Origin of the sequence: Kribbella speibonae (genome assembly GCF_004331375.1) — a bacterium.
GTDB classification, from domain to species: domain Bacteria; phylum Actinomycetota; class Actinomycetes; order Propionibacteriales; family Kribbellaceae; genus Kribbella; species Kribbella sindirgiensis.
Genome location: NZ_SJKC01000005.1, coordinates 141,213 through 162,454 on the forward strand (window position 1 = coordinate 141,213; position 21,242 = coordinate 162,454).

The window sequence follows — 21,242 nt, forward strand, 5'->3', positions numbered from 1 at the left end:
GTCGGTCGCATGGTCGAACTGCAGGTGGTTCTCCCGGACGAGTCGGCGACGATGCCGCCCGAGCGACTGGTCGAGCTGGCGATCGCCGCGGAGGACCTGGGGTACGGCACGGCCTGGTTGCCCGACCACCTCCTCCCGCCGGGCGAGTTCGGTTCGACGTACGGCGGTGTGTACGAACCTCTCGTCACGATCGGGTACCTGGCGGCGCGCACGAGCCGCATCCGGTTCGGCACCTCGGTGCTCGTGCTCCCGATGCGCAGCCCGTATGTGGTCGCGAAGCAGGCGGCGACGCTGCACCGCCTGTCCGGCGAGCGCGTCGTACTGGGGATCGGCGCGGGCTGGGCGAAGGCTGAGCTCGCCGCGGTCGGGTCCGTGTTCGAGGAGCGCGGCCGCCGTACGGACGAGTCGCTGGCGATCATCCGTGATCTGTTCGAGGGCCGGGATCGCGGCGGGGTGTTCGAGCCGAAGCTCCGGGCACCGCTCCCGCTCATGATCGGCGGCACGACGGTGCCCGCCTTACGCCGCGCCGCGCGGTACGGCGACGAGTGGCAGGGGCTCGGTCTCGATGGGGCCGGGTTCGCGGCGGCGGTCGCGCGGCTGAGGTCCTTCGGCGACCGGCCGATCAAGGTCGGGACGCGACTCGACTGGTCCACCGGTGATCCGGATCCAATTGTCGCCGCAGCGCATGAACTTGTCGGCGCAGGAGCGGAGACGCTGGCGGTGTCGTTCGGTGACGAGCAGACCGCGCTGGATCGCATGACGCGGTTCCGCGAGCTGTTCACGGCGGGCTGAGTTCACGTGACGGTGTGGATGCTGGACAAGTCCGAGGAGTGGGTTGCGGGAGCGGAGTCGGAGACCGGGCAGTCCGGCGACGCTGTGTGGGCTTCGCAGTTGTTGTGCGATGACCTGATGCGCTGGTCGCGGTGGTGGCTCGGGCTCGGCGCTTTCGTCGTCGCGTTCTTCGCGGCGGGGACGGCTGGGACGCTCGGCATGCTGCTTGTTCTCGACGGTGCTGGGTTCGTGGTCGTCGGCATTCTTGTGGTGGCGGTGGCGGTGGCGGCGCTCGCGGTCTGCGGGGTCGTGCTGTGGCGGCTCCACCGGTCCGGGCGTCGGCTGGCGCGGGCCCTCCGTTGGTGGCTCGGGCTCAGAGCTGTCGCCGTCCCCAGCCGCGGGTTCGCCGGCTGGCTTGCGCCGCGGGCCGTGCTGTTCAAGCCGGTCGTGTTCGTGCGTGTCCTGACCGCGACCCTGTCCGGCCTGATCGGGATCTTCGGGCTGAGCATGATCGGGTACTCCGTCACCCAGGAGGCGATGCTGCTGCTCGCCTCGATCCTGTGGGGCCTGCTGGGCACGGCCTGCTTTATCGGCCAGCTGGGCGGAGTCATGCGGCTCGTCTCCGGGCTCGCCGACGACGACCCCTTGTGGTCTACGGTGGGCTGAGCTTGCCGCGCAGGACCTTGCCGGTCGCGTTGCGCGGGAACTCGTCCAGTACGACGATCTGCCTCGGCGTCTTGTACCGCGCGAGATTCGCCTTCACGTGCGTCAGCAGCTCGTCCTCGGTGGCCGGCGAGTGAAGGACGACGTACGCGATGAGCCGCTGACCGAACTCGTCGTCCGGGACTCCGGCGACGACGGCCTCGGCGACCGCGGGGTGTGCGGCGAGGCACTGCTCGATCTCGACCGGGTACACGTTCTCGCCGCCGGACACGATCATGTCGTCCTCGCGCCCGTCGACGAACAGGCGGCCGGCGGAGTCGAGGTGGCCGAGGTCGCCGGTGCTCATCCGGCCGTCGACGACGGTCTTGCTCGAACCATCGGAGTACCCGCCGAACACCAGCCCGCCGCCCGCGAAGATCCGTCCGGTCGTGCCGGTCGGCGCAAGGCGATCGTGGTCGTCGAGGATCCGGATGGTGCTGCCGAGGCACGGCCGCCCGACCGTCCCGGGTGCGGCGAGCAGGTCGGCGGAGGTCGCGATCGTGGCGATGCCGACCTCGCTCGATCCGTACGCGTCGCACAGCACCGGTCCGAAGCGCTCGATGAACCGGTCGGCCAGCGGCGCGCCGAGCTGGGAGGCGCCCGAGATGACGGCCCGCAGCGAGCGCAGGTCGTACTCCGCGATCACCGACGGACCGAGGTCGAGCAGCCGGCGCAGCATCACCGGTACGGCGACGATCGCGCCCGCTCGGGTTACTTCGACGTCGGCGAGCAACGTGGTGGGGTCGAACCGCGGTCGCAGGACGAGCGGTGAACCGAGGAACAACGCGAGCATCGAGGTGAGCAGCCCGAGCCCGTGGAACAGCGGCGGACACACCACCATCGGCTCACCCGCCCGCAACCCGAACCGGCTCAGCGCACTCCCCGTCAGCCCCGCCAGCCCCGCAGCCGTCGGCACCCGAGGCGCCGCCTTGGGCGTCCCGGTAGTCCCCGAGGTCAAGATCGTGATGTGCCCAGCGGCCCCAGGCACTGGCGCCGCCGACGCCACAGTCCCAGCCAGCCCATCCAAACTACGAACTTCACCAACCGATTCTGCGGGGGTGGACCGGATCGTCGGGATACCTGGGGGTGGGGTGAATTCTGGGTCGTGGATGAGGAGGTCTGGGCGGTTGCGTTCGAGGACCGCTTGGAGTTGTGGTGGTGCGAACTCGGTGTTCACGAACAGGACGTCGGCTCCGACCCGGGACGCGGCGAGGGTCGCCTCCAGGAAGCCGCGGTGGTTCCGGCACAGGACCGCGACCTTGCTGCCGGCAACGATTCCGTAGTCGGCGTGCATCCCGGCCGCGATCCGCTCGCACCGACGATCCAGCTCCGCGTACGTGATCTCGTCGTCGCCGGTGATCACAGCCGCACGCTCCGGGTACCGTATCGCGGCGATCACCCCGAGCGCCGCCATCGACTGACCCCAGGTGCGCAGCGCCCGCTCGATCCGCACGAGCTGGGCCGGCCCGGCCGACTTCCACACGCCGGACTTGACCAGTGCGACCGACAACCCGCCAACCTCGGCCGCGCTCCGCACCAGCCACTCCGGCGGTCGCAGCGGCCCGATCGGGCGGATCGTCCTCATCGCTTCTTCCCGCCTCCCGTACGCCGGAAGTACTGCTCGAGCATCCGATCCGTCGGCACCCGCAACAGGTTGCCGAGGGCATCGGCCGGCCGGACGAACGGCGGCGTGATGTTGTGCGGCCGCTCCGCCACCGCCGTACACACCTGGTCGGCCGCCTGCTCCGGCGTGAGCCCGGGCATCTTGTTCAGCAGCGGCGTCGGCTCACTCATCCGCGTGTGCACCAGGCCCATGTAGACCGTCGACGCCGTCACGCCGTCGCCGCGGACCTCCTGCGCCACGCACCGCAGCCACACGTCGAACGCGCTCTTCGACGCCAGGTACGCCGACCAGCGCGCCATCGGCGGCGTACGGACACCGGCTGTCGACACGTTCACGATGTGACCGGACCCGTGCTCGCGCATCGACGGCAGCAGTTCGAGCACGAGCTTGGCCGGCCCGAGGTAGTTCACCGCGTTGGTCCGCTCGATGTCATGGAACCGCTGGTAGGTGTCCGCGATCGACCGCCGGATCGACTTGCCCGCGTTGTTCACGAGTACGTCGACCCGCTCGTGCTCGGCCAGCACCGTCCGCACCAGTTCCTCGACCGCCGCCGGATCCGCCAGGTTCGCCGGATAGACGTACGCCGTCCCGCCGCGCGACCGGATGTCGTCCGCCACGAGCTGCAACTGGTCCGCCGTCCTCGCCACCAGCAGCACCGTCGCCCCGGCAGCGGCCAGCCGACGCGCGGTCGCCTCGCCGATCCCGTACGACGACCCAGTCACCAGAACCACCTTGCCCCGAACGGCCGCCGCCAGCCGCTCGTCGGAGACCCCGGCCCGCCCGTTCGTCAACGCGACGAGCAACGACCACCCGAGAGGACGCTTCCGAGTCACCATGCGCCCGACATTACCCGCTGGTAGCCGTCTATGGCAGGCGTTGCAGCCATTCGCGGATCAAGGCGCCGAACAGGGTGGGTTGTTCGAGTTGGAGGTTGTGGCCGGCGATGTCGAGGACGGCGTAGGTGGCGCGCGGGTAGTGGGGGAGCAGTTCGTACAGGTCCTCGTACCCGGTCACGGCGTCCTGCCGTCCGCACATGATGAGGGACGGTCCGTCGTACGGCAGGCCGCTCTCCGGTGCCGTCGTGAGCGCCCAGTTCTTCTGGATCCGATCCATCGCGGCCGTGTCGGCGATCGCGAGACCGGGCGCGACATCCGAGCGGTACGCCGCCAGCGCGGCGGCTGTCTGCACGACGGCGAGATCGGTGAAGTCCTCGCCCTCCTCGAGCGATTCGAGCACGCCGGGCTCGGTCCGCAGTACGACGTGCTCGGGCAGCTTGCGGTCCTTGTGCCAGAGCTGACCGGTCGGGCAGATCATGGCGAGACCGCGGATCTGCGACGGCCGCTCCGCCACCAGCCCGCGGGCCAGGTATCCGCCGTACGACTCGCCGATCAGCAGGAACGGCTCGTCGCCGATCTGCTCGTCGATGAACGCTCGCAGCGCCGCCATGATGCCGTCGGAGCTGTCGATGTCGCCGGCCGGGCTCTGCCCCATCCCGGGCAGGTCGGGGTAGAGACGGCGGTAGCCGGGCAGCTGGCTGAAGACCGGTTCGAGACAGCCGGCCATGAGCCGGTGGTCCGGCGTCCAGCCGTGCAGTGCGAGAACGGGTACGCCGTCGCCGTGGGACACGAAGTGCAGTGCCATGGAATGCCTTTCGCCGAGCAGGGTTGGAGCGAAACCCAGTTGTAGCAAGCCGTTCCGACAGTTTTAGAGTCTGAGCATGGCCCGTCGCTCAGCACTCCCTCCCGTCCATGATGCCGCCGTCCTGCGCGCCCGCCTGGACCGCGCCCGCGAGGCCGCGGCCGGTACCGGTCTGGTGATCGCGCCCGGCTCGGACCTGCGCTATCTGATCGGTCAGCCGGGCGGTTCGTTCGAACGCCTGACGGCCCTGGTGATCCCGGCCGACGGCGCCCCGGCGCTCGTCGTGCCGAAGCTCGAAGCGCCAGGTTTCGACGGGCTGGAGGAGCTCGGGGTCGAGGTCCTCACGTGGGTGGACGGCGTCGACCCGTACGACCTCGCGGCCGAGCGGCTGGGCGGCGCCGAGCGGGTCGCGGTCAGCGACTTCACGCCGGCGCTGCACGTCTTCGGGATCCGGGACGCAGTGCCGAAGGCGGAGCAGGTGCTGGCCGGGCCGATCGTGCGCGAGTTGCGGATGCGGAAGGACGCGGCGGAGATCGCCGCGCTGCGGAAGGCGGGTGCCGCGATCGACCGTGTGCACGCCCGCGTCGGCGAGTGGCTGCGTCCCGGCCGGACCGAGGCGGAGGTCGGTGCCGACATCGCGGCCGCGCTGGTCGAGGAAGGCCACACCGAGGCGGACTTCGTGATCGTCGGCAGCGGCCCGAACGGCGCGAGCCCGCACCACGCCCTGTCCGACCGGGTGATCGAGACGGGCGACGTCGTGGTCGTCGACATCGGCGGTCCGGTGGCCGAGGGCTACAACTCCGACTCGACCCGCACGTACGCCGTCGGCAACCCGCGGGACGCTGACGTCGCCGCGACGTACACCGTACTGCAGGAGGCTCAGCAGGCCGCGGTGGATGCTGTCCGGCCCGGGGCGACCGCGGAGTCGATCGACGCCGCCGCGCGGGACGTCATCACGGCGGCGGGCTTCGGCGACTACTTCATCCACCGGACTGGCCACGGGATCGGGCTGGACGTCCATGAGGAGCCGTACATCGTCGCGGGCAACGACCTGCGGCTGGAGGAAGGGATGGCGTTCAGCATCGAGCCGGGTATCTACCAGGCCGGCCGCTGGGGTGCACGGATCGAGGACATCGTCGTGGTGACCGCGGACGGCGTCGAGTCGATGAACAACCAGCCGCATGATCTGGTGGTTCTGATCTAGCCTGCCCGGAAGGTCTTGCGGTAGGCGAGTGGGGAGACGCCCAGCTCGGATCGTAGGTGGTGTCGCAGGGAGGCCGCCGTACCGAGGCCGGCCTCGTCAGCGACTCGGTCGACGGACAGGTCGGTGGTTTCGAGGAGTTGGCAGGCGTGGCGTACGCGCTGCTGCAGGAGCCAGGTGCCGGGGGACTGGCCGGTCTCGGCCTTGAAGCGTCGGCTGAAGGTGCGCACGCTCATCCGCGCATGCTCCGCCATCGCCGCGAGGCTGATGTCGTCACCGAGTCGTTCGAGCGCCCAGGCCCGCGTCGGCGACGTACCTTCACTGCCTTCCTCGGGTACGGCGCGCTCGATGAACTGCGACTGCCCGCCGTCACGCCACGGCGGTACGACGCAATGCCGGGCGGCCCGGTTGGCGACCTCGCTGCCGAAGTCGCGGCGGATCAGGTGCAGGCAAAGGTCGACGCCCGCGGCCAGGCCGGCTGAGGTGAGTACGTCGCCGTCGTCGATGAACAGCTTGTCCTCGTCGAGCTTCACCTGCGGATACACGCTGCGGAACAGCTCCGCCCGCCGCCAGTGCGTCGTCGCGGGCCGCCCGTCCAGGTAGCCGGCCGCGCCGAGGACGAACGCGCCGGTGCAGATCGAGGCGATGCGCGTACCTGGCCGGATCGTGGCGAGCGCGGCGGCGAGGTCGTCGGGCAGCGTGCCGTCGTACCGCGGCTGGGGGATGTAGGTGCCCGGGACGATCACCGTGTCCGCTTCGGCGAGCGCCTCGGGGCCGTGATCGGGGATCAGGTTGAAGCCGGCGCCCGCCCGCACCGGTCCGCCGAGTCCGCAGATCCGGACGTCGTACAACTTGGTGCCGTCGGCCTTGGTGGCGGCGCCGAGGACGGTCGGCGGGATGGTCAGGTCGAACCCGACGACCGGCTCGAGCGCGAGCACGGCGACCACGTGCGGGCCGACGGCGGCCAGATGACGACGCATGGCCATATCTTGACACATGTTGTCTGTCTGGCCACTAGTTCGATGACGGTCGAACCGTCACTCTGGTCCGGTGACGCAGATTCTGGAGACGAAGAAGGCCCCCCGGGTGCACCTGGCCTGGGCGGTCGCCGCGGTCGGGTTCGTGACGCTGATCGGTGCGGCCGGGTTCCGGTCGGTGCCGAGTGTGCTGCTCGATCCGCTGCACGAGGAGTTCGGGTGGTCGCACGCGACGATCTCGGCGGCGGTCTCGATCAACCTGCTGCTCTTCGGCGGGATCTCGCCGTTCGCGGCCGCCCTGATGGATCGGCTCGGACTGCGCAAGGTGGTCAGTGGCGCACTGGTCCTGATCGCGCTCGGCAGCGGCCTGACCGTCTTCATGACCGCCTCCTGGCAGCTGCTGCTCTGCTGGGGTCTCCTGGTCGGCGTCGGCACCGGGTCGATGTCCATGACCTTCGTGGCGACGATCACCGGGCGCTGGTTCGTCCACCGCCGCGGTCTGGTGACCGGGATCCTCACAGCGGCCGGTGCGACCGGGCAGCTGATCTTCCTGCCGCTGATCGCGTCGCTGGCCTCGAACTACGGCTGGCGGGTCCCTGCGCTCGTAGCAGCTGGTGCGGCGCTGGCCGTCGTACCGCTGGTGCTGTTCTTCCTGCGGGACTACCCGAGTGATGTCGGCTTGCGTGCGTACGGCGCTCCGGAGGGCAGTACTGCGGGGCAGCGGGTGGAAACTACCGGTAGCAGTGCCATGCGCGCGCTGAATGCCCTGCGGATGGCGGCGCGACGGCCGGCGTTCTGGATGCTGGCGGGTGGTTTCGCGATCTGCGGCGCGTCGACGAACGGTCTGATCGGCACGCACTTCGTGACAGCGGCACACGACCACGGCATGCCGGTCACGACTGCCGCGTCGCTCCTCGCGCTAGTAGGTGTGTTCGACGTGGGCGGGACGATCCTGTCCGGGTACCTGACCGACCGGTGGGACCCGCGGTACCTGCTGATCGCCTACTACTCGCTGCGCGGCCTGTCCCTGCTGGTGCTGCCGTCGCTGCTCGGACCGACCGCAGCGCCGAGCACCTGGGTGTTCATCATCTTCTACGGGCTGGACTGGGTGGCGACCGTGCCGCCGACGGTGGCGCTGTGCCGCGAGTGGTTCGGCGAGGACGGGCCGATCGTCTTCGGTTGGGTGTTCGCGTCGCACCAGGTCGGTGCCGCGCTGGCCGCGACCGGCGCCGGTGCGATCCGGGACGCGCAGGGCAGTTACAACCTGGCGTGGTACCTGGCCGGCGGGCTCTGCGCGGCCGCCGCCTTGATGTCCGCGAGCATCGGACGCCGCCTCGTCACCGCCTGATTCCATCCGCTAGCCTCGACATAAGTTGAGGTTGGAGGGATGAGCGATGGACATCGAGCCGGGTGAGTTGACGGTCGGGCAGCTGTCGCAGCGCAGCGGCGTGGCGATCTCGGCTCTGCACTTCTACGAGCGGCAGGGGCTGATCCTCAGTCGCCGTACGTCGGGGAACCAGCGGCGCTACAAGAGGGACACGTTGCGGCGGGTCGCGTTGGTCAGGATCGCGCAGCGGGTCGGCGTACCGCTGGCGGAGGTGGCCGCGATCCTCAAACTGCTGCCGGAGAACCGTACGCCGACGCGCGCCGACTGGGAGCGCATCTCGGAGTGCTGGCAGGCCGAACTGGACCGTCGCATCGTGCACCTCGAACAGCTCCGCGACGACTTCAAGGACTGTGTCGGTTGCGGCTGTCTCTCGCTCGACCGCTGTGCCCTGGCCAACCCGTACGACGCCCTCGCCGCACAAGGGCCAGGCCCGCGCCGCCTGATGAGCACCGAAGGCGAACCCTGCCACCCGGGCAAGTGCGCCTGACGTTATCCACAGGGCCCGGGCCGGACCGAGCGGACTGGGGGTGGCGGCGTCTAGGGTCTTCGGTATGGGTGACACCGAGGCGATGCTGACGCTGACCGACGACCGGGCGAAGGTCGCGGGTGACCTGATCCGGGCGATCGCGGGCGACGAGGCGCGGCTGCGGACGGATCAGGAGACCGCGGTCGCCGCGTTGTGCGAGGCGGCGGCGCGGGTGCTCGTGGTGCAGGCGACCGGCTGGGGGAAGTCCGCGGTCTACTGGGCCGCGACGGCGATCCGGCGGGCCGAGGGTTTCGGGCCGACGCTCGTGGTCTCACCGCTGCTCTCGTTGATGCGTGACCAGGTCGCCGCGGCGAGCCGTGCGGGGCTGCGCGCCGCGACGCTGAACTCGAACAACATCGACGAGTGGTCGAGCATCGAGCACGACCTGCGCTCGGGTGCGGTCGACGTGCTGCTGGTGTCGCCGGAGCGGCTGGCGAACCCGGGCTTCGGGCGGCGGGTGCTGGACAGTCTGGCCGGGGAGATCGGGCTGCTGGTGATCGACGAAGCGCATGCCGTGTCGGACTGGGGTCACGACTTCCGCCCGGACTATCGCCGGGTGTCCGAAGTCCTGCAGCAGTTGAACCCGAAGACGCCGGTGCTCGCGACGACAGCGACCGCCAATTCGCGCGTGACCGAGGACGTCGCGAAGCAGCTCGGCGCATCGACGCTGGTGCTGCGTGGTCCGCTGGCGCGATCGAGTCTGCAGCTCGCGGTGGTGGACGCGCTGTCGCCGCTGGACCGGTTCGCGTGGGTCGTCGACGTGCTGCCGACCCTTCCCGGATCGGGGATCGTGTACGCGTTGACGGTGGCCGACGCGCAACGCCTCGCCGCGGTGGTCCAGGAGGTCCACGGGAGCGACGTACCGGTAGCGGCGTACACAGGTCAGCTGGAGGCGGGGGAGCGGGAGCGGCTCGAGGACGCGCTGCGCGCGAACCAGTTGAAGGCGCTGATCGCGACGTCCGCGCTCGGGATGGGGTACGACAAACCTGACCTCGGGTTCGTCGTTCATGTCGGGTCGCCGCCCTCTCCCGTCTCGTACTACCAGCAGGTCGGTCGTGCCGGCCGCGGCATCGATCACGCGGTGGTGGCGTTGCTGCCGTCCGACGCGGACGCGGGCGTGTGGGACTACTTCGCGACCGCGACGATCCCGGTGCCCGAGAACGTGCAGCGTTTGCTCCGCGCGCTGGAGGGCTACGGGCCAGATCAGCCAGCGACGGTGCCGGGGCTGGAGGCCGAGACCGGACTGCGCCGGACCAGGGTCGAGCTGATGCTGAAGCAACTCGCGGTGGACGGCGCCGTCGAGCGGGTCGAGCGCGGGTGGATCCGGACCGGCGCCGAGTGGACCTTTGACGCGGCGCACTACGACGGCATCGTGTCGGTCCGTCGGCGCGAGGCCGACATCATGCGCGCGTACACCCGCGGCGATCGTTGTCTGATGCAACTTCTCCAGGAGTCGCTGGACGATCCGTCGGCGGAGCCGTGCGGTCGCTGCTCGGTGTGTTTGGGTGCACTGCCGGAGCCGTTGGTGGAGCGGCCCGACCCGGAGACCGTCGCGACGATCACCCGATCGCTGCGCGGTGAGGTGCACGTCCTGGAGACCCGGAAGATGTGGCCGGGCGGTGCGTTCGGCGCCCGCGGGAAGATCCCGCCCGCGCTCTCCGCCGAGCCGGGCCTCATCATCGTGTACGCCGATGCGCCCGAGTGGCGCGAGGTGTTGCAGGGTGCGTTCAGCAGTTCGCCCGCGTCTGATGCGGTCGAGGCGTTGCAGGCCGGTGCTGTCGCGGCGCTGTCCCGCTGGCGTGGATCGTGGTCGGCTCGGCCCGATGTCGTCGTACCGCTTGCTGCCGGGGGTTATCGGGAGCTCACGTCGGCGGTTGCCGATCACGTGGCCGGGGTCGGCCGGTTGGAGCGCGCGGAGTTGACCGTCGATCGGACGGGTTACACCGACGACCTGTCGTCGGCCGAGGAGGCGAAGGTCTGGCGCGACGGCCTCCAGGTGGACGGCGCCACAGCACAGGCCGTCACGGAACGCACCGTCCTGCTGCTCGTCGACGCAACCTCATCCCAGTGGCCCGTCACCGTGGCGGCCGCCAAGCTTCGGGAAGCAGGCGCCGCCGCAGTCCTCCCACTGGTGATCCACAAGCGCCCCTAGACCCGCGACCGTCGCCAGCCGTCGAGCGTTTCCGACCAGGCCTCGAGCTGCTTCGCGAGGTCGGCCAGGACCTCGGGCTCCCGCGCGGCCAGGTCGGTGGTCTCGTGCGGATCGGCGGCGAGGTCGAACAACATCCGGCCCGCAGCTCGTGGTGCCCCGAGCCGTTCGGAAGGATCGGCGACGAGCTTCCAGCGACCGCGGCGCACCGCGAGCTGACCCTCGTACTCCCACGACAGCACCCGCTCCGGATCGGTCCGCCCGTGGGACAGCACCGGCAGCAGGTCTTCTCCGTCGAGATCCGCGTCCGGTGCGAGACCGGCCGCAGCGAGGATCGTCGGCGCGACGTCCATCATCATCGACGGCTCGTCACACGTCCGGCCCGCGGGCAGTCCGGCCGGCCACGACCAGATGCCGGGCACCCGGATACCGCCCTCGAAGACCGATCCCTTGTGCCCGCGCAGTCCGCCGGTCGAACCGCCGGCGTACGCGATCTCCTCGCCGCCGAGCCAGTTGCGTTCCTCCGCCGACGGCCCGTTGTCCGACGAGAAGAAGATGATCGTGTCGTCGAGCCGCCCGGTCCGCTCCAGCGCCTCGACGATCCGCCCGACGCCGTCGTCGACACGGCTGATCATCGCCGCCATCACCTGCTGGTCCCACGGCAGGTCCGCGTACCGCGCCATCGCGTCGGCCGGCGCATGCATCGGGTAGTGCGGTGCGTTGTAGGCGACGTAGCACAGGAACGGCTCGGTGGTGTCTTCGATGAAGCCGACGGCCCGGTCGGTGATCAGGTCGGTCAGGTAGTCGCCGTTGTTCCAGATCTCGGTGTCGTCGGACCAGAGGTCGTGGATCGGGTACCGGACACCCCAGTACATGATGTGGGAGTAGTAGTCGACACAGCCGGCGCGGAAGCCCAAGTGGTGCTGGAAACCGTGCCGCAGCGGTGCCGACCCGGGCTCGACGCCGAGGTGCCACTTGCCGAAGATCGCGGTCCGCCAGCCGGCCTCCGCCAGGGCCGAGGCGAGCGTGGACTGCTGCGGCAGGCCATGCGTGTCCCGGCGAGCGCCGAGGATCGACTCGACCCCGGCGTGCGCCGGGTGCCGGCCGGTCAGCAGCGAGGCCCGGGACGGCGAGCAGACCGGCGAGTTCGAGTACCAGTCGCTCATCCGGACGCCGCGATCGGCCAGCGCGTCGAGATGCGGCGTCCGGATGTGAGGACTGCCGTAGCAGCCGAGGTCGCCCCAGCCGAGGTCGTCGGTGTAGATGATCACGATGTTCGGACGGGGCACGGGGACTCCTATTGCGCGGCGGCGACTGAGGTCTCCAGCAAGGATTTCAGGTCCGCGAGCAGCGATGGCCAGCCCTCCTGGATCATGGTTCGGATGGTGCTGTCCGGCTCGAAGCCGCTGTGGATCACGGTCAGCTTCACCTGGCCGTCGACGGGCTCCAGCTCGAAGGTTGCCGTCGACAGCGGCTCTCGGCTCGTCTTCTCGTACGTCTCCTCGTCGAACCCGACCGCCTTCGCGAACTCGGGCGTGATGTGGTGCCAGGCGTAGGACAGCCGCGTGTACGGCGTGTGCTCGAGCACCACCTGCCCCGGTCCCGAGATCGCGACGTCGCCCTGGTGCCACACCATCGGGGACCCGGGCTGCCAGTCGGTCTCGTGGTGGAGCTGCCAGTACTGCTCGGTGAACGCCGCGTCGGTCAGCGCCTGCCATAGCCGCTCGGGGGTGGTCCGGATGTAGGTCGTGTACACGAAGTCGTTCATCTCATCCTCCAAAGCCGTCTTGAGGTCGGCGAAGAACTGCACCCGCCGACGGTCGTACTGATGGATCCAGCGATCGGCGATGGCGTTGATCGGCTCGGCGTTCAGGTGGTGCAGCTTCTCCCGGCCGCGCCGGACGGTGCTGACGAGGTTGGCGCTCTCGAGCACGGCGAGATGCTTGCTGACGGACTGCCGCGCCATGTCCAGCTCGGCGCACAGCTCGCGCAGCGTCTGCCCGTTGCGCGCGTTCAGCAAGTCGAGCAGCCGGCGCCGGCTGGGATCCGCGAGCGCCCGGAACACCTCGTCGTCCATCGCACTCCGATCGCATTCATGCAGCCGTTTGGCTGCCTTTCCAACATAGGCAGCCAATTAGCTGCATGTCAACCGGACCACCCTGGGTGAGGATGTCGCCGTGGAGATCGTGAGCCTGGGCTATCGGACCGACCTGTTGCTGCTGGAGCTGAGCGGCAGCACCATGTACGACACGGGGGAGTACGTCGTCGTGCGGACGCCCGGCAACCCGGGCTTCTGGTGGGGGAACTTCCTGCTCTACCGCACGCCGTTCGCACCCGGGGACACGAAGCTCCGGCTCGACGACTTCCGGCGCGAGTTCCCGGACGCGGAGCACGTTGCCATCGGCATCGATACCGTGGACGGCAAGCTCGGGGCCGAGAACGAACTGACCGCCGCCGGGCTCACAGCCGACAGCAGCGTCGTGATGACGGCCGATCGCGTCCTTCAACCGCAGCGGCCCAACAAGGACTCGACGTACCGCTTCCTGAGCAGTGACTACGACTGGGAGCAGCTGTACCACCAGAGCCTCGCCACCGCGACGATGACGGTCGACGCCGCGTACGAGGACTTCACCCGGCGCCGGCTGGCCGCGAAACGCGAGCTTGTCGACGCCGGTCACGGGAAGTGGTTCGGTGCGTTCGACGGAGATCGGCTGCAGAGCGCGCTCGGGTTGATGTTCGACGGCAAGGGACTGGCCCGGTTCCAGGACGTGCAGACGTCGCCCGAGGATCGTGGTCGCGGCCTGGCCACCACGCTCGTCCATCACGCCTCGACGTACGGGCTGACCGAAGGCGGTGCGCGGACCCTGGTGATGGTCGCGGATCCGGAGTACCTCGCGATCCGGATCTATCGCTCGCTCGGATTCACCGACTCGGAGACCCAGCTCGGATTCGCGAAGCCTCCCGCGTGACAAAGTAGTGCGCATGACTGAACGACGTGGGGTTGTACTGGTCACCGGTGGGAGTCGCGGGATCGGCGCTGCCGCGTCGCTCGCGCTCGCGGCGGACGGCTGGGACGTCGCCGTGAACTACCGGACTCAGGCCGACGAGGCCGCGCGGGTCGTGAAGGCCTGCGAGGAACGCGGCGCCCGCGCGATCGCCGTGCAGGCCGACGTCGCCGAGGCCGAGCAGATCGAGCGGCTCTTCGAGACGGTCGCCGCGGAGCTGGGCCCGATCGGCGCGGTGATCAACAACGCCGGCGTCGTCTCGCCCGCCGGGCGGGTCGCTGAGTACGGCGCCGAGCGGCTCGACCGGGTGTTCCGGATCAACACGGTCAGCGCGTTCCTCGTCGCGGGCGCGGCGGTCCGCCGGATGTCGACGGCGTACGGCGGTGATGGTGGCGTCATCGTGAACATCTCCTCGCGCGCGGCGGTGCTCGGATCGGCGGGGGAGTACGTCGACTACGCGGCGAGCAAAGCCGCGGTCGACGCGCTGACGACCGGTCTGGCCAACGAGGTCGCGAAGGAAGGCGTCCGGGTCCTCGGCGTCCGGCCGGGTCTGATCCAGACCGACATCCACGAGCCCGGCCGCCTGGACCGCCTCGGCGCGACCCCGCCGCTGGCCCGTCCCGGCAAGCCGGAGGAGGTAGCCGAGGTCATCGCGTTCCTGGCCTCAACCCGCTCCTCGTACATGACCGGCACAACGGTCGACGTCTCGGGCGGCCGCTAGCACCACCTTGTGCACGGGATCCGCGTTCTGGAGCGTTCGCCGTGCGGATGCGGTGCACTAAGAGAGGCAGGGAGGCAGGCGTGGGACTGCGGCCGGTGGATCTGGCGCGGCGGGCGGGAGTGTCGACGCAGTTGGTGCGGAACTACGAGGCGGCCGGGATTCTGCCGCCGGCGCCGCGGTCGGACACCGGGTACCGCCAGTACGGTCCTGAGCATCTCCAGGCGTTGCTGACGTACCGCGCCCTCTACCCGGGGTTCGGCGCCGAGACCGCCACCGAGATCATGCGCGCCGTCCACAACGGCGACGAGGCGCTCGCCTACCGGCTGGTGGACGCGGCGCACGCCGCCCTGCACGAGCAGCGACTCGCCACCGACGCCGCCAGCGAGGCCCTAGGCGCGCTGGCCGCGGAGTACGTCGACGAGCAGCCCGTCACGGGACCGTCCCTGCTCGTCGGCGAACTCGCGCACCGCCTGGGCGTCCGTACGTCGGCCCTCCGCGTCTGGGAGGCCGCGGGCCTGCTCGCTCCGTCTCGCGAACCGGGCACGAAGTACCGGCGTTACGGCCCGGAGGAGGTACGGGACGCGCGGATTATCCACATGCTCCGCCAGGGCCGGTACTACTTCGAGCAGATCAAGCCGGTCCTCGACGGACTGCGCCGTACCGGCAGCACCGACGCGTTGCGCACGGCGATCGCCGAACGCCGAGCCGCCCACGACCGCCAAACCAAGGCGATGCTGTACGGCGCCGCGCTCCTCCACCAACTCATCGACGACCTTGAGCACGCACCAACCGTTTCGGCGCCGGTCTGATGGTTGGTGGGGGCTCAAAGACGGCGCGGTACGGCGAGGTGTGTCGGGGTTGATCGGCCGCGGACGGTGATCTCGGCGCCGGGGTGCCAGTGCTCGGCCTCGGCGGGGGCCGACTCGGCGACCGCGGTCATCGAGGCGATCAGCCGGCCCGGCGCGGTCTTGGCCAGTTCGCTCAGCCGCGACGCCTCGTTCACCGGGTCGCCGATCACGGTGTACTCGTGCCGCCGGACGTCGCCGACCGTACCGGCCACGACGATCCCGGCCGTGACACCGATCCCGGCGGTTGCCTCCGGCAACTCGGCGGCGAGCCGCCGGGACAGTTCCCGCCCCGCGGCGAGAGCGCTGCCCGCCGGGTCCGCGAGCTCGGCCGGCGCCCCGAAGACCGCCAGCACCGCGTCACCGGCGAACTTGTTCACAAACCCGCCCTGCCGGTCGACCTCGGCCACCACGATCGCGAAGAACCGGTTGAGCAGCTGCACGACCTCGGCGGGCGGTCGCTGCGCCGCCAGCTCGGTCGATCCGACCAGGTCGACGAACAGCACCGCGGCGTACCGCTCCTCGCCGCCGAGGCTGTCGCTGGTCAGCGCCTCCTGGACGACGTCCGGCCCGACGTACCGCCCGAACAGGTCCCGGATCCGTTCCCGCTCGCGCAGCCCGTCGGCCATCCGGTTGAACCCGGCCTGCAGCGACCCGAGCTCGGTGCCGTCGAAGACCGGGATGCTCACGTCGAGCCGCCCCTCGCCGATCAGGCTCAACGCGTCCCGCACCGACCGCACCGGCGCCACCACGGATTTCGCCGACAGCCAGGTGAGCAGGCAACCGTTGCCGAGCGCCACGATGCCCAGGGCAAGGATCACGACCGAGAGCCGGGTCGAGCTGACGTTGCCGTCGATCAGCGCGAGGACGGCGGCCAGCATCAGCCCGGCCACGGGTACGCCGGAGCCGACCGCCCAGAAGAAGACCGTGCGCGCCTTCAGACCGGCCGCGAGCAGGCGCCGCGGCGGCGGGGAGTCGACAAGCGCCCGCGCGGCGACGGGGCGGAGGGTGAACTCGGTCAGCAGATACGAGACCGTGGAGGTGACGATCATCCCGTCGATCACGGTGAGCGCGACGCGCAGCGCGTTCTCCGGCTGCAGGATCAGCGTCATCACCGAGAACAGCACCGCGGCGCCCAGCCAGAGCAGCACCTCGATCAGGGTCAGCCGCAGCGGCAGCTGCAGCGTCGCGATCTGCTCTTTCCGCGTGGCCGGGCGCTCCAGGTCGATCCAGGCGGTGACGCGGTGCGTGAGGCGGGTGCTCCAGAGGTAGCAAACCGCCACCGCGAAGAGGAAGTACGCCGGGATGACGATGGCGTCGATGAGCTGGAGTTGGTCGACCAGCGACGGTCCCGGCAGTACGAAGACGGCGAGGACGAAGGTGACGAAGGCACCGATCAGGTTGGTGCCGACCGAGAACACCGTGAGCAGCAGGTGCAGGCGGATCCGCAGCCGTTGCGGGCTCTGGTCGGCCGGCCCGAGCAGCCAGGACCCGAACGGGCGCCGTTTCAGCACCAGCTCAGGGTTCCGCTGGGTCGTCATGGCCCTAGTCTGCCGTGTCAGCACCGTCCGAGGGTTTTGGCACGGTGGTGCGGCTGGCTCAGATTGGTCGTCCGAACCGACCGGGACGTAGGTAGTGTTCCCCGGACGCCTCACTCGGGGAGCATCCCTTGACGCACGATCGCCACTCCTACGCCGAGCCGAATGTGGTTCGGACCACCCATCTCGAACTCGACCTCGCGCTCGACTTCGACGAGAAGGTGCTGGCCGGCAGCGCCACGCACACTCTCGCCTGGACCGGTGCGACCGGCCGGCTCGTCCTGGACACCCGCGACCTCACGGTGCTGGGTGTCGAGGGGCTGACGGCCGACGGCTGGGAGCCGCTGGAGTACAGCCTCGCGGTCCCGGACCCGGAGCTGGGTTCCGCGCTGACCATCCGGACGGCGGGCCACCCGCGGGTCAAGGTGAGTTACCGGACCGCGCCGACCGCGACCGGTCTGCAGTGGCTGGAGCCGGCGATGACGGCGGGCGGCGTGATGCCGTTCATGTTCAGCCAGTCGCAGGCGATCCACGCGCGCAGTTGGGTCCCGGTGCAGGACACGCCCAGCGTGCGGTTCAGCTACGCCGCGCACGTGACGGCGCCGCCGGAGCTGATGGTGCTGATGAGCGCCGACAACGGTACGACGTCGCGCCGTACCGGCTCGTACGACGTGGTGATGCCGGAGCCGATCCCGTCGTACCTGCTGGCGATCGCCGCGGGCGACCTGGTGTTCGAGCCGCTCGGTGAGCGGTCGGGCGTCTGGGCCGAGCCCGCGACCGTCAGGAGGGCCGCTACCGAGTTCTCCGACACCGAGGAGATGATGCGGGTCACCGAGGAGCTCTTCGGACCGTACCGCTGGGGCCGCTACGACCTGCTCGTGCTGCCGCCGTCGTTCCCGTACGGCGGGATGGAGAACCCGCGGATGACGTTCGCGACCCCGACGGTGGTGATCGGCGACAAGTCGCTCGTCAGCGTGATCGCGCACGAGCTGGCGCACAGCTGGTCCGGCAACCTCGTCACGCAGGACAGCTGGGACGACATCTGGCTCAACGAGGGCTTCACGTCGTACGTCGAGAACCGGATCGTCGAGGCCGTCTACGGGACCGAGTTCGCGGTGATGGAGACCGCGATCAAGCAGCACGCGACCGTCGTGAAACTGGACCCGCTGACGCCGGCCGAGCTCGCGGTCGAGCTCCCGGGCCTGCACCACCGGTCCGAGTACCACGGGACGACCTCGACCGGCCCGCTGAAGGGGTCCTGGTTCTTGTCGTGGCTGGAGGAGCGGTTCACGCGGGAGGTGTTCGACCCGTTCCTGCGCGGGTATTTCGACACGTTCGCGTTCCGCAGCATCAACACCGACAACTTCGTGGAGCACCTGCGGGAGCACCTGACCGGGGCGCATCCGGACGTGGTGACCGAGGCCGAGCTGGCCGCCTGGCTGTACGAGCCGGGGATTCCGGCGTTCGCGCGGCGTGCCGTGTCGGCCCGGTTCCAGGTCGTGGACGAGGCACGCGGTCTGTGGCTGACGACGGGCGAGCTGCCGCACGGCGCGGAGCGGTGGACGACACAGGAGTGGCTGCGGTTCCTCGACGCGGCTCCCGACGTACTGAGCCCGGTGCTGCTGCAGCAGCTCGACCGCGCGTTCGGCCTGACCGGCACGGCGAACGGTGAGATCGCACGGCGCTGGTACCAGATCGTTGCCGCCAGCAGCTACGAGGCGGCGTACGCCGAGATGGCCGAGTTCCTCACCACGGTCGGCCGGATGAAGCTGGTCCTCCCGGTGTACCAGGCGCTGGCCGGCACGGACCGGGCGTTCGCCGCGGAGGTCTTCGCCAAGGCCCGCCCCGGATATCACCCGATCACGACCGCGGCGGTGCTCAAGATCCTCGGCCAGTAGACTGGGTGCCATGATGACGCGAATTCCTGACGGGAGGATCGATCCCGCTGCTCGATGAGCGGGATCCGGGTGCGGAGCCGCAAGGACCTCAAGCACCAACGCCGCCGCAAGTCCCACTCGTGCTGGGACCATCTGCTGATCGCGCCGCTCTGGCCGATGTACGACGTGAACCTCGGGACGCTGCTCCGGACCTGTGACGCGGTCGGCGCCTGTCTCGCCGTACCGAAGCTGCCGTGGGTGCCCGATGCGCTTGCCAAGGGCAACACGCTGCGCCGGCGGACCTGCGTGCACTGGACCGGGCACGACCCGGTGCGCTGGCTGATCGATCAGCGGAGCAGACCGGACACCACGGTGATCGGGGTCGAACTGGCCGACGAGGCGATCCGGCTCGCCGATCTGCCGCCGGCCCGGAACCGGACGATCGCCGTGCTCGGGCACGAGAGCACCGGGATCCCGCCCGAAGCGGTCGACGAGCTGGACGTCGTCGTCGAGATCCCGATGATCGGGACCGGCGCCAGCCTGAACGTCGCGGTCGCCGGTTCGCTCGTGCTGTACCGGCTGGCCGGGCTGCTGTAGCTGCTACAGGTCGAGCGTCCGCCGGTGTACTTGGTACTGCGGGCGGTACCCGAGGCGGTCGTTGGTGCGCCGCATGGCCGTGTTGGTGTCGACCGTGTCGGTGAGCAGGCCGTCGAGATCGGGGAACCGGCGACGGATCTCGTGGATCTGGGCGGCCTTCATCCACAGCGCGAGCCCGCGGCCGCGGTGCTCGGGGAGGACGGCGGTGCCGTAGTTCTGGCCGTCGCCCTTCCCGTCGCCCGCGACGACGACCTCGGTGAAGCCGGCGATGCGCCCAGTGGCGTCGACCGCGGCGACGACCGAGAGCCGCTCACCGCGCTGCTCGATCAGCTGTGCGGCGTACCTGGTCCGTTCGACGTCCCACACGTCGACGCCGGTGTCGATCGTGCCCGACGGCGCGTCGTTCATCCCCGCGCGGGCGTCGGTGAAGGTCTGCACCAGTTCGTCCGGAGGCGCTCCTTCCCAGGACACCAGCCGGTAGCCGGGGACCTCCGGTACGTCGGGGGTCGTCGTCGACAGATCGAGCCGCGCGTAGATCAGTGTCAGACCGATCGTGAACCCGTGCCGCCGGAGGAAGTGGTCGCCGGCCGAGTTGACGTCGACATCGGTGACCAGCGTCCGTACGTCGTGGTCGCGCGCGCCGGTGACGACGGCGCCGAGCAGGAGCGTGCCGATCCCGCGGCCGCGCTCGGCCGGGTGCACGGTGATCTCCACGTCGCCCAAATGCGCGTGGGCCTTGCGGCTGCTGAGGCGCAGGAACGCGGAACCGACCGGCGTACCGTCGGCCTCCGCGGCCAGCCAGGCGATCCGGCGGCTGAACGGCTTGTAGTCGGGATCCGTCAGCGGAATCAGTCGAATGCTCAAGCCGTCAACATAACGCCGTCCCGGGATCACGTGCCGCGTGCCCACCGATCCGCTACCGTGGCGCGCAGGCCGAACGGGGAGCGGGGAGAGGAGCCAGGGGTGGAGCAGCTCGACGAGGACGCCCGCCGGGACCGGATGGTCCGCACGATCGGTGCCGATCACATCGCGCTCCGCGAGCAGGTGCTCGCGGAACTGCGGCGGCGGATCGTGGACGGTGAGTACCACGAGGGCGAGCGGCTGACCGAGACGCGCCTCGCGGACGACTTCGGGGTGTCACGCAACCCGGTCCGGGAAGCGCTGCGCGTGGTGGAGGCCGAAGGCTTCGTCCACATCCTTCCGCGCCGCGGCGCGGTCGTCGCGACCCTCGACGAGACCGCGGTCCGGGATCTGTTCGCCGTCCGGGAGCAGCTCGAGACGCTCGCTGCCGGGCTCGCGGCCGAGCGGGCGACGCCGACGGGGATCGCGACGCTGCGGCGGCTGGTCGAGGAGGCGAACGACGCCACGAAGGCGGAGGACTTCGACCGGGTCGCCGAGCTCAACAGCGCGTTCCACCGGGCCGTGATCGAGGTCAGCGGGAACCGCTGGCTGCTCTCGATCTCGGCCGCGATGTACCACCACGTGCACTGGGTGTTCCGGGTCGGCGCAGCCCAACGGGCGCCGCACTCGTCCGAGGAGCACGTCCGCCTGGTCGAGGCAATCGAAGCCGGCGACGCGGCCGCCGCAAGCACAGCCGCCCGCCTCCACGTAGAAGCCGCCGCGAAGGCCGCCCTGATCCGAAAAAGCTGACCTGCAGCCTGGGCTGACCGGCGCTGACCCCCGC

The 21,242-nt window shown here is 70.1% G+C and carries 20 protein-coding genes; 12 read left to right on the top strand and 8 right to left on the bottom strand.

The window, feature by feature from the left end; all coding sequences use genetic code 11:
• Positions 1-9: 9 nt before the first annotated feature.
• Entirely contained in the window at positions 10-792 is a 783-nt protein-coding gene (locus tag E0H92_RS31910) for an LLM class flavin-dependent oxidoreductase (RefSeq protein ID WP_131498859.1), read from the top strand.
• Between the two features lie 6 nt (positions 793-798).
• Positions 799-1,437, top strand: coding sequence for a hypothetical protein (locus E0H92_RS31915; protein ID WP_131498860.1), 639 nt, complete (start codon positions 799-801; stop codon positions 1,435-1,437).
• On the opposite strand, the gene E0H92_RS31920 is transcribed toward E0H92_RS31915, so the two are convergent.
• The 3 genes from E0H92_RS31920 to E0H92_RS31930 are packed head-to-tail and all read right to left on the bottom strand — an operon-like array spanning position 1,424 to position 4,738.
• A complete protein-coding gene (locus E0H92_RS31920; protein ID WP_238173683.1) occupies positions 1,424-3,058 on the bottom strand; it encodes an AMP-binding protein in 1,635 nt (544 codons plus the stop codon). The two genes, E0H92_RS31915 and E0H92_RS31920, sit on opposite strands and share 14 nt — an antisense overlap.
• Positions 3,055-3,933 carry an SDR family NAD(P)-dependent oxidoreductase gene (locus E0H92_RS31925; RefSeq protein WP_131498861.1) on the bottom strand — a complete coding sequence of 293 codons (879 nt, stop codon included), beginning with the start codon at positions 3,931-3,933 and terminating at the stop codon, positions 3,055-3,057. Before E0H92_RS31925 ends, E0H92_RS31920 begins: the two co-directional genes overlap by 4 nt.
• Positions 3,934-3,961: 28 nt before the next feature.
• Positions 3,962-4,738 (bottom strand): alpha/beta fold hydrolase, encoded by a 777-nt coding sequence (locus E0H92_RS31930; RefSeq protein WP_131498862.1) that lies wholly within the window; start codon positions 4,736-4,738, stop codon positions 3,962-3,964.
• 76 nt (positions 4,739-4,814) lie between these two features.
• Here E0H92_RS31930 and E0H92_RS31935 point away from each other — a divergent pair, with 76 nt between their 5' ends.
• A complete protein-coding gene (locus E0H92_RS31935) occupies positions 4,815-5,939 on the top strand; it encodes a M24 family metallopeptidase (protein ID WP_131498863.1) in 1,125 nt (374 codons plus the stop codon).
• Here the strand turns inward: E0H92_RS31935 and E0H92_RS31940 are convergent.
• Positions 5,936-6,916, bottom strand: a complete 981-nt coding sequence (locus E0H92_RS31940) for a GlxA family transcriptional regulator (protein WP_131498864.1) — start codon at positions 6,914-6,916, stop codon at positions 5,936-5,938. The genes E0H92_RS31935 and E0H92_RS31940 overlap by 4 nt on opposite strands.
• A gap of 70 nt (positions 6,917-6,986) precedes the next feature.
• Between E0H92_RS31940 and E0H92_RS31945 the strand changes: the two genes are divergently transcribed.
• From E0H92_RS31945 to E0H92_RS31955, 3 genes are all read left to right on the top strand, one after another.
• On the top strand, positions 6,987-8,261 hold the full coding sequence (locus E0H92_RS31945; protein ID WP_238173684.1) for an MFS transporter: 1,275 nt from the start codon (positions 6,987-6,989) through the stop codon (positions 8,259-8,261).
• 46 nt (positions 8,262-8,307) lie between these two features.
• Positions 8,308-8,787 carry a redox-sensitive transcriptional activator SoxR gene (soxR, locus tag E0H92_RS31950; RefSeq protein ID WP_131498865.1) on the top strand — a complete coding sequence of 160 codons (480 nt, stop codon included), beginning with the start codon at positions 8,308-8,310 and terminating at the stop codon, positions 8,785-8,787.
• Positions 8,788-8,851: 64 nt separating this feature from the next.
• A complete protein-coding gene (locus tag E0H92_RS31955; protein ID WP_131498866.1) occupies positions 8,852-10,978 on the top strand; it encodes a RecQ family ATP-dependent DNA helicase in 2,127 nt (708 codons plus the stop codon).
• Here the strand turns inward: E0H92_RS31955 and E0H92_RS31960 are convergent.
• Positions 10,975-12,264 carry a sulfatase family protein gene (locus tag E0H92_RS31960; RefSeq protein WP_131498867.1) on the bottom strand — a complete coding sequence of 430 codons (1,290 nt, stop codon included), beginning with the start codon at positions 12,262-12,264 and terminating at the stop codon, positions 10,975-10,977. The two genes, E0H92_RS31955 and E0H92_RS31960, sit on opposite strands and share 4 nt — an antisense overlap.
• A gap of 8 nt (positions 12,265-12,272) precedes the next feature.
• On the bottom strand, positions 12,273-13,052 hold the full coding sequence (locus E0H92_RS31965) for an ArsR/SmtB family transcription factor (RefSeq protein WP_131498868.1): 780 nt from the start codon (positions 13,050-13,052) through the stop codon (positions 12,273-12,275).
• A 100-nt stretch (positions 13,053-13,152) separates the two neighbouring features.
• On the opposite strand from E0H92_RS31965, the gene E0H92_RS31970 reads away from it, so the two are divergent.
• The 3 genes from E0H92_RS31970 to E0H92_RS31980 all read left to right on the top strand — a co-directional run bounded on the left by E0H92_RS31970 (position 13,153) and on the right by E0H92_RS31980 (position 15,510).
• Positions 13,153-13,944, top strand: a complete 792-nt coding sequence (locus E0H92_RS31970) for a GNAT family N-acetyltransferase (RefSeq protein WP_238173685.1) — start codon at positions 13,153-13,155, stop codon at positions 13,942-13,944.
• 13 nt (positions 13,945-13,957) lie between these two features.
• Positions 13,958-14,701, top strand: coding sequence for an SDR family oxidoreductase (locus tag E0H92_RS31975; RefSeq protein ID WP_131498869.1), 744 nt, complete (start codon positions 13,958-13,960; stop codon positions 14,699-14,701).
• Between the two features lie 80 nt (positions 14,702-14,781).
• The gene (locus E0H92_RS31980; RefSeq protein WP_202873935.1) at positions 14,782-15,510 is read left to right on the top strand and encodes a MerR family transcriptional regulator; all 729 of its coding nucleotides are present in this window, start codon (positions 14,782-14,784) and stop codon (positions 15,508-15,510) included.
• A 14-nt stretch (positions 15,511-15,524) separates the two neighbouring features.
• Here the strand turns inward: E0H92_RS31980 and E0H92_RS31985 are convergent, their stop codons facing one another.
• On the bottom strand, positions 15,525-17,087 hold the full coding sequence (locus tag E0H92_RS31985; protein ID WP_131461455.1) for an adenylate/guanylate cyclase domain-containing protein: 1,563 nt from the start codon (positions 17,085-17,087) through the stop codon (positions 15,525-15,527).
• A gap of 128 nt (positions 17,088-17,215) precedes the next feature.
• Between E0H92_RS31985 and E0H92_RS31990 the strand changes: the two genes are divergently transcribed.
• Positions 17,216-18,982, top strand: a complete 1,767-nt coding sequence (locus E0H92_RS31990) for a M1 family metallopeptidase (protein WP_131498870.1) — start codon at positions 17,216-17,218, stop codon at positions 18,980-18,982.
• 54 nt (positions 18,983-19,036) lie between these two features.
• Positions 19,037-19,558 (top strand): TrmH family RNA methyltransferase, encoded by a 522-nt coding sequence (locus E0H92_RS31995; RefSeq protein WP_131461457.1) that lies wholly within the window; start codon positions 19,037-19,039, stop codon positions 19,556-19,558.
• A gap of 3 nt (positions 19,559-19,561) precedes the next feature.
• On the opposite strand, the gene E0H92_RS32000 is transcribed toward E0H92_RS31995, so the two are convergent.
• Positions 19,562-20,422, bottom strand: a complete 861-nt coding sequence (locus tag E0H92_RS32000; RefSeq protein ID WP_131461458.1) for a GNAT family N-acetyltransferase — start codon at positions 20,420-20,422, stop codon at positions 19,562-19,564.
• Positions 20,423-20,521: 99 nt separating this feature from the next.
• Here E0H92_RS32000 and E0H92_RS32005 point away from each other — a divergent pair, with 99 nt between their 5' ends.
• Entirely contained in the window at positions 20,522-21,208 is a 687-nt protein-coding gene (locus E0H92_RS32005) for a GntR family transcriptional regulator (protein WP_131498871.1), read from the top strand.
• Positions 21,209-21,242 lie beyond the last annotated feature (34 nt).

What these genes read in the sequence shown, in the direction of transcription:
- E0H92_RS31910 (WP_131498859.1), top strand. Translation starts at nt 10, where the DNA reads ATGGTCGAACTGCAGGTGGTTCTCCCGGACGAGTCGGCGACGATGCCG.
- E0H92_RS31920 (WP_238173683.1), bottom strand. Translation starts at nt 3,058, where the DNA reads ATGAGGACGATCCGCCCGATCGGGCCGCTGCGACCGCCGGAGTGGCTG.
- E0H92_RS31925 (WP_131498861.1), bottom strand. Translation starts at nt 3,933, where the DNA reads ATGGTGACTCGGAAGCGTCCTCTCGGGTGGTCGTTGCTCGTCGCGTTG.
- E0H92_RS31930 (WP_131498862.1), bottom strand. Translation starts at nt 4,738, where the DNA reads ATGGCACTGCACTTCGTGTCCCACGGCGACGGCGTACCCGTTCTCGCA.
- E0H92_RS31935 (WP_131498863.1), top strand. Translation starts at nt 4,815, where the DNA reads ATGGCCCGTCGCTCAGCACTCCCTCCCGTCCATGATGCCGCCGTCCTG.
- E0H92_RS31940 (WP_131498864.1), bottom strand. Translation starts at nt 6,916, where the DNA reads ATGCGTCGTCATCTGGCCGCCGTCGGCCCGCACGTGGTCGCCGTGCTC.
- soxR (WP_131498865.1), top strand. Translation starts at nt 8,308, where the DNA reads ATGGACATCGAGCCGGGTGAGTTGACGGTCGGGCAGCTGTCGCAGCGC.
- E0H92_RS31955 (WP_131498866.1), top strand. Translation starts at nt 8,852, where the DNA reads ATGGGTGACACCGAGGCGATGCTGACGCTGACCGACGACCGGGCGAAG.
- E0H92_RS31965 (WP_131498868.1), bottom strand. Translation starts at nt 13,052, where the DNA reads ATGGACGACGAGGTGTTCCGGGCGCTCGCGGATCCCAGCCGGCGCCGG.
- E0H92_RS31975 (WP_131498869.1), top strand. Translation starts at nt 13,958, where the DNA reads ATGACTGAACGACGTGGGGTTGTACTGGTCACCGGTGGGAGTCGCGGG.
- E0H92_RS31985 (WP_131461455.1), bottom strand. Translation starts at nt 17,087, where the DNA reads ATGACGACCCAGCGGAACCCTGAGCTGGTGCTGAAACGGCGCCCGTTC.
- E0H92_RS31995 (WP_131461457.1), top strand. Translation starts at nt 19,037, where the DNA reads ATGAGCGGGATCCGGGTGCGGAGCCGCAAGGACCTCAAGCACCAACGC.